Annotated in this window: 13 protein-coding genes; 7 read left to right on the plus strand and 6 right to left on the minus strand. The window is 70.9% G+C overall.

All coding sequences use genetic code 11. From position 1 onward, the window contains the following. A partial coding sequence (locus G4D85_RS49205; RefSeq protein WP_420821692.1) for a HAMP domain-containing protein occupies positions 1–1,372 on the minus strand: 1,372 nt, incomplete at its 3' end. A 205-nt stretch (positions 1,373–1,577) separates the two neighbouring features. Then, entirely contained in the window at positions 1,578–1,892 is a 315-nt protein-coding gene (locus G4D85_RS06585) for a hypothetical protein (RefSeq protein ID WP_164008937.1), read from the minus strand. A gap of 161 nt (positions 1,893–2,053) precedes the next feature. On the opposite strand from G4D85_RS06585, the gene G4D85_RS06590 reads away from it, so the two are divergent. Genes G4D85_RS06590 through G4D85_RS50195 form a run of 3 tightly spaced genes read left to right on the plus strand, consistent with a single transcriptional unit; the run spans position 2,054 to position 5,506 of the window. Next, positions 2,054–4,015: a protein kinase domain-containing protein gene (locus G4D85_RS06590; protein WP_164008939.1), complete on the plus strand. Its 1,962-nt coding sequence runs from the start codon at positions 2,054–2,056 to the stop codon at positions 4,013–4,015. Further along, a complete protein-coding gene (locus tag G4D85_RS06595) occupies positions 3,987–4,577 on the plus strand; it encodes a tetratricopeptide repeat protein (RefSeq protein WP_164008942.1) in 591 nt (196 codons plus the stop codon). The genes G4D85_RS06590 and G4D85_RS06595 overlap by 29 nt, the downstream gene beginning before the upstream one ends. Continuing rightward, a complete protein-coding gene (locus G4D85_RS50195; protein ID WP_164006672.1) occupies positions 4,574–5,506 on the plus strand; it encodes a hypothetical protein in 933 nt (310 codons plus the stop codon). The genes G4D85_RS06595 and G4D85_RS50195 overlap by 4 nt, the downstream gene beginning before the upstream one ends. 87 nt (positions 5,507–5,593) lie before the next feature. Here G4D85_RS50195 and G4D85_RS06605 read toward each other — a convergent pair whose 3' ends face one another. From G4D85_RS06605 to G4D85_RS06615, 3 genes are read right to left on the minus strand one after another with little or no spacing between them, the layout of a single operon-like run. Continuing rightward, complete coding sequence (locus tag G4D85_RS06605; protein WP_164008944.1) at positions 5,594–6,412, minus strand: hypothetical protein; 819 nt, start codon at positions 6,410–6,412, stop codon at positions 5,594–5,596. Positions 6,413–6,419: 7 nt separating this feature from the next. After that, positions 6,420–6,785, minus strand: coding sequence for a response regulator (locus G4D85_RS06610; protein WP_164008946.1), 366 nt, complete (start codon positions 6,783–6,785; stop codon positions 6,420–6,422). A gap of 28 nt (positions 6,786–6,813) precedes the next feature. Next, positions 6,814–8,286 carry an ATPase domain-containing protein gene (locus G4D85_RS06615; protein WP_164008949.1) on the minus strand — a complete coding sequence of 491 codons (1,473 nt, stop codon included), beginning with the start codon at positions 8,284–8,286 and terminating at the stop codon, positions 6,814–6,816. 283 nt (positions 8,287–8,569) lie between these two features. Here G4D85_RS06615 and G4D85_RS06620 point away from each other — a divergent pair, with 283 nt between their 5' ends. The 4 genes from G4D85_RS06620 (at position 8,570) to G4D85_RS06635 (ending at position 13,035) form a co-directional block, all read left to right on the plus strand. Beyond that, the gene (locus G4D85_RS06620; protein WP_240359108.1) at positions 8,570–10,144 is read left to right on the plus strand and encodes a PAS domain-containing sensor histidine kinase; all 1,575 of its coding nucleotides are present in this window, start codon (positions 8,570–8,572) and stop codon (positions 10,142–10,144) included. A 148-nt stretch (positions 10,145–10,292) separates the two neighbouring features. Further along, positions 10,293–10,985, plus strand: a complete 693-nt coding sequence (locus tag G4D85_RS06625) for a hypothetical protein (RefSeq protein ID WP_164008951.1) — start codon at positions 10,293–10,295, stop codon at positions 10,983–10,985. Positions 10,986–11,087: 102 nt separating this feature from the next. Next, positions 11,088–12,431, plus strand: a complete 1,344-nt coding sequence (locus G4D85_RS06630) for a short-chain fatty acid transporter (protein ID WP_164008953.1) — start codon at positions 11,088–11,090, stop codon at positions 12,429–12,431. Positions 12,432–12,528: 97 nt separating this feature from the next. Next, positions 12,529–13,035, plus strand: coding sequence for a hypothetical protein (locus G4D85_RS06635; protein ID WP_164008954.1), 507 nt, complete (start codon positions 12,529–12,531; stop codon positions 13,033–13,035). Between the two features lie 139 nt (positions 13,036–13,174). On the opposite strand, the gene G4D85_RS06640 is transcribed toward G4D85_RS06635, so the two are convergent. Then, a complete protein-coding gene (locus tag G4D85_RS06640) occupies positions 13,175–14,980 on the minus strand; it encodes a DUF4397 domain-containing protein (protein WP_164008957.1) in 1,806 nt (601 codons plus the stop codon). Positions 14,981–15,029 lie beyond the last annotated feature (49 nt).

Here is a 15,029-nt window from a genome sequence, read left to right on the forward strand (position 1 = left end):
GGGCGACGCGCGTCACCTCCGAGGCGAACGAGTTGAGCTGGTCCACCATCGTGTTGATGGTGTTCTTCAGCTCCAGGATTTCACCGCGCACGTCGACCGTAATCTTCTTGGACAGGTCGCCATTCGCGACGGCCGTGGTGACTTCGGCGATGTTGCGCACCTGCGAGGTGAGGTTGGAGGCCATGGAGTTCACGTTGTCCGTGAGGTCCTTCCATGTGCCGGCCACGCCCTTCACCATCGCCTGACCGCCGAGCTTCCCCTCCGTGCCCACCTCGCGGGCCACGCGCGTCACTTCCGAGGCGAACGAGTTGAGCTGGTCCACCATCGTGTTGATGGTGTTCTTCAGCTCCAGCACCTCACCCTTCGCGTCGACCGTAATCTTCTTGGACAGGTCGCCATTCGCGACGGCCGTGGTGACTTCGGCGATGTTGCGCACCTGCGCCGTGAGGTTGGAGGCCATGGAGTTCACGTTGTCCGTGAGGTCCTTCCATGTACCGCCCACGCCCTTCACGACGGCCTGGCCGCCCAGCTTGCCTTCCGTACCCACTTCACGAGCGACGCGCGTCACTTCCGAGGCGAACGACGACAGCTGATCCACCATCGTGTTGATGGTGTTCTTCAGCTCCAGGATTTCACCGCGCACGTCGACCGTAATCTTCTTGGACAGGTCGCCCCTGGCCACGGCCGTGGTGACTTCGGCGATGCTGCGCACCTGGGCGGTGAGGTTGGAGGCCATGGAGTTCACGTTGTCCGTGAGGTCCTTCCACGTGCCGGCCACGCCCTTCACCTTGGCCTGTCCACCGAGCTTTCCGTCGGTGCCCACCTCGCGGGCCACGCGCGTCACCTCCGAGGCGAACGCGCCGAGCTGCTCCACCATGCCGTTCACCAGCCGGGCGGTGCGGAGGAACTCGCCCTTCAGGGGACGGCCATCCACCTCCAGCGCCATCGTCTGGGACAGGTCGCCCTTGGCCACCGCGCCGATGACGCGGCCCATCTCCGTGGTGGGCTGCACCAGGTCGGCGACCAGCGTGTTGACGGACTCGACGCAGTCCGCCCAGGAGCCCAGCGCGCCCGCGACGTTGCCGCGCTGGGTGATGCGGCCCTCCTTGCCGACGACGGTACCGATGCGCTCGAACTCGCGCGACATGCGCTCGTTGAGCTCGATGATTTCATTGAGCGTGTCGGCCACCTTGCCGGCGCTGCCCACCTTGTCCACCGGCATGCGGATGGTGAAGTCGCCCTTGCGGACGGCGGTGAGCACGCGCAGCAGCTGGCGAGAGTCCAACGCGTTGGCGTCGTCTTCCTCCCGGACCCGGGGCGGCGGAGGGGCCGCCACGGCAGGGCGGCGGGGGGAAACCTTCTTGGTGGTCATGTGAGCCCCTGGTCGGTCCGGGAACGGTGGAGCCATCGGCTGCCGTGGGACGGGAATCTCTCAGCGAGGCGGTGTTCTCTCGCATTGGCGCGGACTTGGGCCAGTCCCCCGGGCCGACCCGGCTGCCCACCAGGCGACAGTGCTCCCCTCAATTGTCGGACAGCGGACAGCCCCCAGGACGCACTGTGCGCGTCCGGTCATCCCGTCAGGAGACCTTCGCGCGCAGCCGCTCGATGAGCTCCGGAAGCTCACGCAGGAGCTCCTCGTCGGAGCGCTCCACCCAGGCCTTGATGTAGGAGGGCGTGGCGGGCTCGGCGGGCGCGGCCTCCATGGGCGGGGCCTTGCCCTTCAGCATCTGCCCCAGTGTGCGCATGCGCTGGGTGCGAGCCATGAGGCGGTGCGCCAGCGACTCCAGGGCCTGCACCGACTCCGCGTCCAGCGGCTGCGTCGCCAGCACCTCCCGCAGCAGCTGGAGCTGGCGATTCAGGGCGCTGTCGTGAACCGACCTGGAAATCTCCATGTTGCCTCCTGGCGCCACCGGCCCCACGCGAGCGCCCAAGCTAGGTCCTCCCTTCGAACCTTGGCTACCTGCTCCCCCCTCCCACCACGTCCACTCGCGAACAACTCCCCAGCCGGTTAGCATGACGGGGCAGTACCGCTTCACAATCCCAGTATCAGCGCATGCCATCGACCGAAGACTCACCGGGTGCCCGGCGCAACGGCTCCACGCCTCCGCCGCAAGACGCGCCCACCGTGCTCCCCACGCCGCCCCCGAAGAGCACGCTGGGGGTGTGGCTGCGCGGCTTCGGTCAGCTGTCGTCGCGAGAGGTGCTCGAGCTCGTCGAGCCGCTGAGCACCTTCCTGGAGCAGGCCGGTGCGCCCGCGGGCCGGGGGCTGACGGCGGACCGGGTGGTGCTGGAGGACGGGCTGGCGCGGCTGTCCGCGTCGCTCGCGCCCGGCGTGGGGGACGCGCCCCCGGAGCCGAGGGAGCGCGTCTGGCAGCTCGGAGCGCTCATCTATGAAGCGGCGGCGGGCCGGCCTCCGGACGCGTCGCTGACGCCGCTGGAGGGCGAGCTGGCGTGCCTCAACGCCCCGCTGTTCCGCTGCCTGGACGCGGAGCCGGAGGCGCGGTTCTCGGACCTCACCGAGGCGCGCAACGCCCTCCGCGCCGCGCTGGACCCGGGCGGCTCCGAGGCGACGTGGTTCCGCACGCCCCCGCCGGCCGTCACGCCTCCGCCTCCGTCCACCACGGCCCATCCGGTCGCCAACCTGGGAGAGGTGCTCGGCAACTACCAGCTGGAGCGCATCCTCGGCGAGGGGGCCATGGGCGTGGTGTTCGAGGCCCGGCACGTGCGGCTCGACAAGCGGGTGGCGGTGAAGATTCTCAAGCCCCAGCACGGCACGGACAGCTCGCTGGTGCAGCGCTTCTTCCAGGAGGCGCGGGCGGTCAACGCCATCAACCACGAGAACATCGTCGAAATCTTCGACTTCGTGGAGGAGCCCGCGCCCGCCCAGGCGATTCCCCGCTTCTACTGCGTGCTCGAGCTGCTCCACGGCGTCAGCCTGCGGCAGCTCCTCCAGAACGAGACGCCCAGCGTGCGGCGTGCGGTGCGCATCGTCGAGCAGCTCTGCGCCGCGCTCGGGGCCGCGCACCGCACGGGCGTCGTCCACCGCGACATCAAGCCCGACAACGTCTTCATGACGGCGCGCGGCAACGAGCCGGACTTCGTCAAGGTGCTCGACTTCGGCGTGGCGAAGCTCACGAGCGGGCGCCTCGCGTCGAACCCGGACACCTTCGCCGGCGCGGTGATTGGCACTCCGGGCTACATGGCGCCGGAGCAGGCGTCGGGCCTGGAGGTGGACGGCCGCGCGGACCTCTACGCGGTGGGCACGGTGCTGTACGAGTTGCTCGCGGGGCGGCGCCCCTTCGAGGCGCAGGACCTGGGCACGTGGGCGGTGGACCTCATCGTCCGGCCCCCGCCGCCCCTTCCCGAGCAGACGCCCGCTGGAGAGCCGATTCCTCCCGAGCTCGCGGCCGCGGTGATGCGCTGCCTGGAGAAGGACCCGGAGCACCGCTTCGCGTCCATGGACGCACTCGCCGCCGCGCTGCGGCCCTTCGCGCGCGAGCCGATTCCCCTCGTGGTGCCCGCCGTGCCGACGCCGACGCCAATGGCCCCGAGGCGCCGACGCTGGCCCTGGGCCGCCGTGGCCGGAGTGGCGCTGCTCGCGGTTCCCGGCGCGCTGGTCTGGTCGAGCGCGAAGCCACCTCCACCCCCGGTGGCGCCTCCCGTCATGGCCGTGCTGGAGCCGGTGGTCGTGCCCGCACAGCCGCGCGCCCCGGCCCCTGTCGTGCTGGATGTGCGCTCGACGCCGGCCGGCGCGCGGGTCATCCAGGAGGACACGGGGGAGACGCTGGGTGTCACGCCGCTCCAGCTCACCGTGTCGGAGCCCCGCGCCCTGCGCTTCGAGCTCCGGGGCTACCAGCCGGCGGAGGCCACGGCGCGGCCCGAGGAGGGCGCCCACGTCGCGGTGACGCTGAACCCCAACAAACCCGCGACGAAGGGCGGCAGGGGTACGGCAACACCCAGGCGAGGCGATAGACTCACCAGCCCCGATGCCACACTCGATCCTTTCCGGAAGTAGCTGGCTGCTCATCGCCCTGCCCCTGCTCGCCGCGTCCGCCGCCGCCACGCCGCCGAAGCAGGGCACCGGGAAGGAAGACCCCAAGGCCGCCGCCCGCGTGCTCTTCGACTCCGCGCAGCGCGAGTACGACCTGGGGAACTTCGAGGTCGCACTGGGCGGCTACTCGGAGGCCTACCGGCTGATGCCGGCGCCCGCGCTGCTCTTCAACATCGGCCAGTGCCACCGTCAGCTCGGCCAGTACGAGCGCGCCGCGTTCTTCTACCGCCGCTACCTCGCGCTCGAGCCCGACTCACCGGATGCCCCGCTCGTCGTCGAGCTCATCCAGACGGTGGAGGCGAAGCAGGCCGAGCTCGACGCGCAGAAGCCGAAGCAGGGCACGCCACTGGAGGTGCCCCTGACGCCGGCCCCCCAGGCGGAGCGCCCGCCTTCCGGGCCCGCCTTCCTGCGCAACCGCTGGTTCTGGGCGGGAGTGGGCGTCGTCGCAGTCGGGGCGACCACCGCGGTGCTGCTCACGCGCTCGAATGAGCCGCGCGCCAACCTGGGCACGGTGACGGTGCCATGAGCCGCTTCACCCGGGGGCTCCTCGCGCTGCTGCTGGCCTGCACCGTCTCCTGCGGTGACGACGGGACGTCGCTATTCCTGCGCGTCGAGGGCGCGGACAGCGCCACCCAGCTGGAGGTTCGCGGCCTGCGCGAGGGCGAGCCCTGGTTCGGCCCCGAGCGCCGCCCCGAGCAGGAGGGCACGCCCTTCTCCGGCGAGCAGACGCTGCGCCTGCGCTTCAACGCCCCGCCCGACGTCCCCTTCCAGTTGGAGGTGGACGCGCTCGCCAACGGAGTCCCCATTGCCCGCGTCGTCACCGAGGCCGTGCCGCGCAAGGGCCGCGAGGTGGAGCTCCGGCTCCAGCTGTCGCCCGTTTCCGAGGAGCCCCCGCCGGACGGCGGCACACCGGATGGCGGCAGCCCTGACGGAGGAGAGCCGGACGCGGGAGAGTCGGACGCGGGAGAGCCCGACGGTGGCGGGCCGGATGGAGGCGAGCCGGATGCGGGCAGCCCGGACTCGGGAACGCCGGACGCGGGGAGCGCTGGCTGCACCACCTGTCTCCTGAACGGCGCCTGTGTGGCGCAGACCTCGGCGGTTGCCTGCGGGGGGAGCGGCGTGGCGTGCGTCGACTGCACCACCGACGGGCGCGCCACCGTGTGCACCGCGGGCGGAGCCTGCTCGTGCGGCACCCGGGGAACCCCCTGTGGCGCAGGTGAGCGCTGCGAGGGGAATGCCTGTGTCTGCGACCCGGACACCTGCGCCGGGTGCTGCGACACGGACGGGACGGACTGCCGGACCGGCAGCGCGATGAACGCGTGCGGCACGCAGGGCGTCACCTGCGTCGACTGCAGCCAGCTCCGCGCCGACAACTGCTCCCCCACGGGGTGCCGCTGCGGGACGAGTGCTCCCTGCGGCCTCCTCACTTGCCGCAGCGGGCAGTGCACGCTCTGAGCGGCGTCGGGTGCCGCAGCGGGCCCATGCTCTGTGCACGGCGTGCTGAGCCACCGAAGCGGCCCCTGCACGCACCGAGCGGCGCGCTCAGTGCCGCACGCGAGGTGCGGGGGCGCGCACGCGCACCTCCATCTGTGCCTCCCCGGCCACCACCGTACTGAGCACCTCCTGCTGCTCGGGAGACAGCCGCGCCACGGCGCGCAGGGCGGCCACCAGCAGCACGGCCTCCATGGGGTTGGGGACGCTGATGCCGTCCGGCCCCGTCTTCAGCGGCATGGGCAGGCGCGGCACGCGGCCCGCGGCGGAGAGCGCCTCCACCGCGTACGCGGGGGACGTGTCCAGCGTGACGGCGATGGCGGGCAGCTTCGTGGCGGCGTCGCCCTGGTCTCGCGCCTGCATCTCCATCAGCATCTGCAGCGCGCCGGGCTTGAAGTACAGCGCCAGCCCCGCGCGGCCGTCCCCCGTGTGGAACACGCAGCCCTCGAAGGTGTGCGTCAGGGGCCCTGAAACCGCCACCTCGAAGGGCTGGCTGTCGTCCCAGTGCGTCCACGGCTTCGCATCCCAGTACTCCGTGCAGGCCTGCACGAAGAGCAGGGCCTTGTCCGAGCCGAGCCCGGACAGCCCCCGCTGTCCCCACGCGAGGAACGTGGCGATGGCCGCGCGCGAAGAGAGCGCCGCCTGGGGGGGCTCCTCCACCTCCACTCCCAGCTCGGCACCCGCCTCGGCCAGGGCCGGCTCGCAGCGGACGTCGGACACGTCCACTCCGTCCAGCAGCGCCCGCATTCCCTCCGCGTCTTCCGCCTCGAAGACGGGGGCGGACGGCTCACCGGTGTCGGAGATGCGCAGGTACACCTGGGTGGTGCCCTGGGTGAGGGGCACGGGGCCAAGCTTGAGCAGGTAGAGCATGGAGCCTCTAGAGGCGCCGCGCATCCAAGGCCTTGCGGACCTGGCGCAGGAGCGTCTCGATGTCGAAGGGTTTCTGGAGGAAGGGAAGGTCCGGGTACAGCCGGCGCAGGGCCATGACGTCCACCGCGCTCATTCCCAGCAGGGCCACGCCCTGGTACGCCGGCTCGGCCCGGATGCGCTGGATGAGCGCCGGCCCGTCCAGCACCGGCATCATCCAGTCGGTGAGGACGAGGTCCGGACGGAGCTCCGCCATCCGCTCCAGCGCCTCGCGTCCATGGGAGGCAGACACCACGCGGTAGCCCTCCTCACGGAGGAGGTCCGCCAGGGCCTCCAGGATGCCCTGCTCGTCATCCACCACCAGGACCGTCTCCATACGGGCGGCGCTACTCCTCGCGGTTTGTTCAGGAATGGCCACCGCCCGGATGCCGGGCAAGGCCAGTCAGCAGGGTGTCCACGTTGACGCTGAAGGGGGGCAGCACCTCGATGCCTTGTCGGGAGATGACGAACTCCCGAAGGGTGGGGTCGTAGTCGGTGTCTCGCAGCTTGAAGATGGACAGCAGCCTGCGCAGGCGCCCTTCGAGCTCCACGTGGCGCAGGAAGAAGAGGTTCTCCGCCACCGCGGAGGGCCCCGACTCCAGGGGCACGTCCAGCACCGGGCCGAAGAGCCGGGGCGTCTCCAGACCGAAGAAGGTGGTGGTCCCCTCGCAGCGCAGCTCCTGGGTGAGGGCGGCGAAGAACGAGCTCATCCGCGAGGACTCGGGCGTGGACTGGCTCATGGCGCTCAGGCCGTCCACGAACACCCGCTTCACCTTGCGCTTGCGCACGTCCGTGAGGAGCTGGTCCGCCAGCACGTCGAGGATGCACTCCGCGGGGGGCTGCCAGATGATGTTCAGCCGGCCGTCCGCCACCGCGCCCTTCAGGTCGATGCCCGCGGACGACACCTTGCTCAGCAGCCGGTTGGGCGGCTCATAGAAGCCCATGTAGAGACACGGCTCCCCCTGCCTCAGTCCCTCGGCGAGCAGGCTGCTGCCCATCAGCGTCTTGCCGACCCCAGGGGGGCCGAGCACGAGCGTGGTGGAGCCCGCGGCCAGCCCTTCCGGGAAGAGCGCGTCCAGCGAGTGGATGCCGAAGTGGATGCGGTGGGCGCCCGGGTCCGGGGGCGGCGAGCGGCGCACGCGCGCCTCCAGGCGGGGGAAGACCTCCAGCCCCGCGCTGGTGACGCGGAAGTTGTGGACGCCGGACAGCGTGGGGCTGCCCCGGAACTTGCGCACCTGGAGCTCACGCCACGAGCGCACGCCCGCGGTCCGCTCGCGCAGCTCCAGGATGCCGTCCACCATGGTGTACTCCGGGTGGATGACGGGCCCGTCGCTGGTCAGCATCAGCACGGTGAAGCGGGCCAGGCCCGCGGACACCTGCAGCTCGTGGATGAACTTCTTGAAGTCGCGGTTGCTGCCGGCCGCCTCCTGCGCCTGTACCAGCCCGTCCAGCACCAGGATGCTGGCGTTGTGGTTGCGCACCTCGCGCCGCAGCAGCTCCAGCAGCCCCGGCAGCCCCTGCTCCTCCAGCGTGCGGAAGCCGCTGACGTAGTAGACGCCCTCGGGCAGCATCGCCGAGTCGAAGAAGGCCATGTCGCGCATGTTCGCGAGCATGCGCGCGTGGGACTCGGCCAGCAGGGTGACGTAGAGGCAGCGGGCGCCCCCATGTGCCTGGTGGTAGCAGAGCTGGTTGGCGAGAAGCGTCTTCCCCGCGCCGGGCTCGCCCACGACGATGTAGACGCCAGACGGAACGAGACCGCCACCCAGCACGGAGTCGAGCCCTGGCACGCCGGTGGACACGCGCGCGTCCGGCCGCGCGGGCTGCTCGGAAGAGGACATGATGGGTGCTCATACCGTAAACGCCCCCCGCGCGCCCCAGGATTGAGGGCAGAACGTCGGACACACCAAACCCGGGCCTCCGCGCCCCCGACTCCGGGCCCACAGACGTGTCACCCGGCAGGCGCCAGGGCCGCCAGGGCCGGAGCACTCCGAGCCCCCCGCTGGCCGCCAGGGACTCTGGGCGGCGCCCGGGCGCGCGGTGCATGCGAGGCGCGCTGGGATGATGGAATGTTGAGGTTTGAAGCCTGGACCACGTGACGAGCCGGGGAGACGGGAGCGCGCCATGTCATCGAACTCACCAGACATGGCGGGCCCTCCTTCGCTTGGGAGCACGGACCTGAGGGAGAGTGCCCAGGCACTGTCGCAGGTGCAGCGCGAGCACGAGGAGCTCATCGACAGCGTCGACGGCATCGTCTGGGAGGCCGATGCGTCCTTCCGCTTCCTCCTCGTCAGCAGGCAGGCGGAGCGGCTGCTCGGGTATCCGGTGGAGCGGTGGTACCAGGAGCCGGACTTCTGGGTGAGCCACATCCACCCGGACGACCGGGAGCAGGCGGCCTCGTACTGTCGCAGTGCGGTGGAGAAGTGCCTGGCGCACGAGTTCGAGTACCGGATGATTGCCGCCGACGGACGCGTCGTGTGGCTGCGCGACATCGTCACGGTGGTGAGTGACGAAGGGCGCCCCCGGAGACTGCGCGGCATCATGGTGGACAGCACCGTGCAGCACGCGACGCAGGAGCACCTGGAGCGCACGGTGTCCGTGCTGGAGGCCACCCTCGAATCGACGGCGGACGCGCTGCTCGTCGTGGACCGCGACGGACAGGTGTTGGCCTGCAACCGCCAGTTCCAGCAACTGTGGGGAATCACCGACGCGCACCTGACCGCCGGAGACGTGCCGATGCTCCAGGCGGTGAGGGAGCGGCTGAAGGACCCGGAGCGGTTCCTGGAGCGGGTGCGGCAGCTGTACGCCAGCCCGGCGGCGGAGAGCTTCGACGTCGTCGAGCTGCGCGACGGGCGCGTGCTGGAGCGCTACTCGATGCCCAAGCGGCAGCGGGGTGCCATCACCGGCCGGGTGTGGAGCTTCCGGGACGTGTCCGCGCGAGTGCAGGCGGAGCGGGAGCGGGAGCATCTGCTGCGCGACGCCCACGAGGCCATCCAGGTGCGTGACGACTTCCTCTCCATCGCCTCCCACGAGCTGAAGACGCCGCTGACGCCCCTGCGGCTGCAGCTACAGCGGCTGAAGCAGGAGGTGGAATCGGGTCAGTCCGTCGCGCCCGGGCGCGTGGACAAGGCCCTGGGCCAGGTGCGCCGGCTGTCCGCGCTGGTGAATGACCTGCTGGACGCCTCGTGCGTGGGCGCGGGGCGGATGGAGCTGCAGCGCACGCCCCTGTCGCTCCCGGAGCTGGTGCGCGAGGTGTTCTCCGACTTCCTCGGCGTCAGCGACAGCCACGCGCTCACGTACGAGGGCCCGGACGAGGACGTCCTCATCCAGGGGGACCGGGGCCGGCTGGCACAGGTGCTGACGAACCTGCTGGAGAACGCGCTGAAGTACAGCCCGCTGGGGGGAGCGGTGCACGTCACGCTCACGCACTCTGGAGGGGACGCGGTCGTCACGGTGGCGGACAGCGGCATCGGGATTCCAAAGGAGGAGCAGGCGCACCTGTTCGAGCGCTTCTTCCGGGCGCGCAACGCCCCGGTGTCGGGCTTCGGCGGGCTGGGGCTGGGGCTCTACATCTGCCGGGACATCATCGAGCGGCACGGCGGACACATCTGGGTGGAGAGCGAGCTGGGGCGCGGCTCCGTGTTCCACGTCTCGCTCCCCGAGCTGGGCACGCGGGCGCTGCACGAAGCGCACGTCTGAAGAGCAGGCCGCCTGCTCCCGGGAGTGCCATGACAGGGGCGGGCCTTCGGGCGCCCGGTGTCATTGGGGCGTGCGACTCCGGGGTGGTGTCGGCCTTCTGGCACATGCCTACCGTGGATACAGGGCACATGGCATCGGGAGGAAGACAATGGTCCAGGCGAGCGGGCGTCGAGTCCTGGCGGGAGTGCTGGGGGCAGTCCTGCTGGGACTGGGAGGCTGTAGCTCGGGCCGCTCCAGCACGAAGGTAGACGAGGAGCTGCTGGCACGCGTGCCTCCAGAGGACATGGAGGAGGTACACAAGGCGCGGCTCACCCAGAGCAAGGCGGTGGACGAGACGACGCGCGCCCAGGTGTCGCTGGAGGACGCGAAGCGGGACCGGGACGTGGCCCGAAGCAACCTGGAGGCAGCAAAGGCGCGGCGTGAAGCGGACGAGTCGGCGCTGCTGGCGGCAAGGGCCACCGCTCAGACCCCGGACATCGCCGGGGCGGAGCGGGCGCTGCGCGAGGCGGACCTGGAGCTCTCGGCGGCGGAAGCGGACGTCGACTTCCGCGAGCGGGTGGTGACGACGCGAGAAGCGCTCCAGCAGATGCGGGAGCGGGAGCTGGCGGTGGCGGACGCGGAGCTGGCGCAGACGGAGTACCAGGCGCTCCTGCGCAGCGGAGACGTCCGGGCGAAGGAACTCTCCGGCGAGGACTTCGCGAAGGCGCTGCAGGAGGCGCGGAGCGAGGCCTGGGAACAGCAGCAGGAGGTGGACGCACTCCTCCAGCGTCAGCGGCAGGCCCAGGCCCGGTGGCAGCAACTGGACGAGCAGGCGCGGGCCTACGGTGGCAGCGGGCGTTGAGGGCCCGCCTCACGAATCCAGGCACGCGGCGCGAGGCGCGGAGTGTAGAACTGCCCTCCCCTGCCCCATCCCGGGCAAGGTCCTCACTGGAGCGCCCGCCGCGTGGAGACCCTCGTCCGCATCGCAGAAGGACTCGGCCGCTTCTCCGCGCGCTTCGTCCCGAGCGCGTTCGCCATCGCGGTGCTGCTCAGCCTCCTCACCATGGGGCTCGCCATGGGCTGGGCGGACGCCACACCGCCCAAGGTGCTCGACTCCTGGGGCAGTGGCTTCTGGGAGCTGCTCACCTTCTCCATGCAGATGGCGCTGGTCATGTTCACCGGCTACCTGCTGGCCCTCACCCGCCCGGTGCGCGCCGTGCTGGAGCGCGTGGCCGGACTGGCCCGCACACCGCGCGGCGCGGTGGCGCTCATGGCCTTCGTCTCCATGGCGCTGGCGTACATCAACTGGGGCCTGTCCCTCGTCGCCAGCGCCATGCTGGTGCGCTTCATGGCGCGGCGCCGGCCGGACGTGGACTACCGCCTGCTCGTGGCGTGCGCGTACTTCGGCCTGGGCGCCACATGGCACGCCGGCCTGTCCGCCTCGGCGCCCCTGCTGGTGGCCACCCCCGGCCACTTCCTGGAGAAGAGCATCGGCGTCCTGCCCATCGACAGGACGCTCTTCTCGCCCTTCAACCTCGGCCTCACCGTGGCCGTGGTGGGCGGGCTGACGCTGCTCGCGTGGGCGCTGCACCCGCGGCCGGAGAACGTGGTGCGCGTGGACCCGGCCGTGCTGGAGAAGCTGGGAGACTTCGTGCCGCCGGAGCGTCCGCGCGAGCGGAGCTTCGCCCTCTGGCTCGACTACTCGCCGCTGCTCAACCTCATCTTCGGCGCACTGGGGCTGCTGTGGCTCGGCCGCCACCTGTGGATGAACGGTGGCTGGCGCGCGCTCAACCTCAACGTGGTGAACTTCACCTTCCTGGTGCTGGCGGTGCTGCTGCATGCCACGCCCGCGCGGCTGCTCAAGGCCAGTGAAGAGGCCGCCAGCGTGCTGCACGGCATCGTCCTCCAGTTCCCGCTGTACGCCGGCATCTACGGCATCTTCAAGGCCACGGGGCTGACGGACCGCATCGGCGAGCTGTTCGTGTCGCTCTCCACCCGCGAGACGTTCCCCGCCATCGTCTACTTCTATAGCGGCGTGGTGAACTACTTCGTCCCCTCCGGCGGCTCCAAGTGGGCCATCGAAGCGCCCTACCTCCTCAACGCCGCGACGACGCTGGGCGTCGCGCCGGAGAAGGTGGTGCTGGCGTACGCCTGGGGCGACATGGCCACCGACCTCATCCAGCCCTTCTGGGCCCTGCCGCTGCTGGCGGTGGCCCGGTTGGAGTTCAAGGACATCCTCGGCTTCCTCCTGGTGGCCTTCCTGACTTACCTGCCGCTGGTGACGCTGGCCTTCTTCCTCTTCGGGTGAGGCTGGGCGAAAGCGGGCTATTCCGTGCTACACAGGGCCCGACAGGCGGACCCTGGGGGTCTGCCTTCACCAACACAAAACGAGGGGACCCCGAAACATGAAGAAGATGCTGACCCGAAGCCTGGTGTGCGCGGTGCTGGGAATGTCGTCGCTGGCGATGGCGCAGGATGCCGCCGAAGCCCCCGCCAAGGAGCCGGCGAAGGTCCCGAGCGCGGACTCGGTGCGTGACACCTGGAACTACTTCTACAAGGGCCAGGGCCAGGGTCCGGTGCTGGTAGAGACCAAGCTCTGCACCGAGGTGGCCAAGGACGGCCCCAACAAGTACGAGTGTGTCACCGAGGTGGGCGCCGACGGCATCAAGGCCGGCACCAACGTCATGCTGTGGCAGGCCTACCTGGTGCCGCAGGGTGACTCCATCGAGGACATCATGGTGCAGACCAAGCAGGGCAACGTCGTTCGCGAGACGAAGGACGTGAAGGTCAAGGGCGAGGGTTGGCGCGCCCGCCAGTGGACCGGCGTACGGCTGAACAAGCCCGGCACCTGGACGGTGGCGGTGATGCGCGGCGACCAGGTCCTCAAGGAAGTCCAGGTCAAGGTCAACTGAAGCCCCCGGCTCCCAAGCTCGGAGCCTGGAGCCCGAAGCACCCCGAAGTGCACGACGCCCGCTCCGAGCCGCGAAGGCCCGAGCGGGCGTCGGTGTTTCCACTGCCACCACGGAGGGCCGCCATCCGGCCCACCGTGGGCTACTCCATGAAGACGTCGAACGGGGCCACGCCGGACCAGCTGTTCTCCCGGACGTTGAAGCCGAGAAACAGCAGCAGGCCCGTGTCCCAGTCCCCCAGCAGCACGAGGAAGTGCGGCCGCTCCATGGCGTTGCCCTGCGCCGCCAACGCGGTGGCGCCGCCCGTCGTCCGCAGCCCGTAGTAGCTCAGGGGCGTGGTGCCGGTGGTGATGGGGGCCGGGAAGGCGACGCCAGTGTCCGGGCCGGTGGTGTCGCCGTACTTCACCGCGGTCGCCATGGGAGTGAAGGTGCTCCCCTTGCTGGTGCCGTTGGCCGCGACGTCGAAGTAGCCGAAGTCCACGCCCTCCGCCGGTGCGTTGGAGATGGCGTTGACCAGCCGCAGCCGCGCGTCCAGGGCGCTCGGGGTGAACCGGTCCTGGACGACGAGCATCCGGGGCGCCTGCGCGTCCGTGCCGCCCGCGCGGCCCGTCACCACCGCCAGGTAGCGCCCGCCGGCCTGGAGCGGCCCGGTGTCCGCGCTCGCGAGCACCGTGGCGTTGACGTCATCGTTCCGGGCAATCTTCAGCGTGTGCCCGGCTTCCGTGACGGGCAGGTCGCCAATGGCGGGGGAGAAGTTGAACTCCATGGCCACCGCCACCTTGGCCGTGCCCTGGAGCGCCTGGAGCAGGAGCGGGTCCTCGTCCGGCGTCGGCGGCAGGAGCGCGTTGAAGAAGTAGACCAGCGGGTCGCGCTTCAGGCGCAGGGACTGGTCCTGCCCGGCGCGGACCAACACCATGGCGGGCTGGCCTGCGTCCGGCAGCGGCCGTCGGTCGTCGCCCGTGAGGATGGCGAACCACGCGCTGCCCTCCGCCAGGGTGCCGGCCGGCACGGTGAAGAAGAGTCGCTTGCTCACCGACGGGGAGAAGCCCGTGTCACCCGAGGAGGAGATGACCAGCCGCTGGGTGGTGGCGGGGACGGAGACGCCGCCGGGCGCGTCCGCCGCGTAGGGGTTGACGGTGGCGACGGGAGAGGCCGCCGCCGACTCGAGTCCCAGGCGCCGGGTGCGTCCCTGCTCCGGGATGCTGGTCACCCGGTCCGCCGAGATGAAGCGCACCTGGGCCCGCCCGGCGGCCGGAGCATCGAAGGACTCCTTCAGGACCAGCAGCCGGGCGCGCTCCACGCGGTCCAGCTCCGTGCGGTCCGAGAAGCCCACGGCCACCAGGGTGAGCCGCTCACCGGCCTGGAGCGTGACAGCCTCCGCGGTGGCGAGCGCCGCCGCGGAAGCCCCGGCCTCCGCGTTGCGCGTGGTGAACGCGAGGGCCGTGCCTGCCGGCACCTGCTTGTACTCCGTCACCGCCTCGTCGCCCGGCGCCACCGAGTCGAACAGCTCCGTGCCGCCCTGGTACACGTCGAGCAGGTACGGCCTCCACGGCGCGCTGTCACTGTCGCTGGGGTTGTCCTTCAACCCCAGGGACGCATTCACGAAGCGGACATAGGCCACGTCCGACACCGGCGGAGGGCAGCCACCATCCGCACCGGGCGAGCCCCCATCGGCACAGGTGGGCGGCGGAGGGCACCCGCCATCCGACAGGGCCGCGCCACCATCCGCGCACGTGGGCGGAGGGCAGCTGCCGCCAGCGGTACAGCCCGCGTCCGTTCCCCCATCCGGGCCGGCATCTCCGCCAGCGTCCTCGGACCCGGCGTCCCTGCCGGCATCCACGGTTTCGGAGTCCCGGCCGGCATCCGGCACGTCATTCGGCTCATCGTCGCCGCAGCCGGTGCTGCCCAGCGCAAGGCACAGGCCCACCGCCAACAGCCATCCTCTCAAGACAGGTCTCATCACACGTGCTCCCGTTGCAGGAAGAAGGGCGGGTGTT

This window comes from Pyxidicoccus trucidator (assembly GCF_010894435.1).
In the GTDB taxonomy this organism is placed as follows: domain Bacteria; phylum Myxococcota; class Myxococcia; order Myxococcales; family Myxococcaceae; genus Myxococcus; species Myxococcus trucidator.

Bases quoted from the DNA above. Each gene is read 5' to 3' on its own strand.
- G4D85_RS06585 (WP_164008937.1), bottom strand. From the start codon at position 1,892: ATGGAGATTTCCAGGTCGGTTCACGACAGCGCCCTGAATCGCCAGCTC.
- G4D85_RS06590 (WP_164008939.1), top strand. From the start codon at position 2,054: ATGCCATCGACCGAAGACTCACCGGGTGCCCGGCGCAACGGCTCCACG.
- G4D85_RS06595 (WP_164008942.1), top strand. From the start codon at position 3,987: ATGCCACACTCGATCCTTTCCGGAAGTAGCTGGCTGCTCATCGCCCTG.
- G4D85_RS50195 (WP_164006672.1), top strand. From the start codon at position 4,574: ATGAGCCGCTTCACCCGGGGGCTCCTCGCGCTGCTGCTGGCCTGCACC.
- G4D85_RS06605 (WP_164008944.1), bottom strand. From the start codon at position 6,412: ATGCTCTACCTGCTCAAGCTTGGCCCCGTGCCCCTCACCCAGGGCACC.
- G4D85_RS06610 (WP_164008946.1), bottom strand. From the start codon at position 6,785: ATGGAGACGGTCCTGGTGGTGGATGACGAGCAGGGCATCCTGGAGGCC.
- G4D85_RS06615 (WP_164008949.1), bottom strand. From the start codon at position 8,286: ATGTCCTCTTCCGAGCAGCCCGCGCGGCCGGACGCGCGCGTGTCCACC.
- G4D85_RS06620 (WP_240359108.1), top strand. From the start codon at position 8,570: ATGTCATCGAACTCACCAGACATGGCGGGCCCTCCTTCGCTTGGGAGC.
- G4D85_RS06625 (WP_164008951.1), top strand. From the start codon at position 10,293: ATGGTCCAGGCGAGCGGGCGTCGAGTCCTGGCGGGAGTGCTGGGGGCA.
- G4D85_RS06635 (WP_164008954.1), top strand. From the start codon at position 12,529: ATGAAGAAGATGCTGACCCGAAGCCTGGTGTGCGCGGTGCTGGGAATG.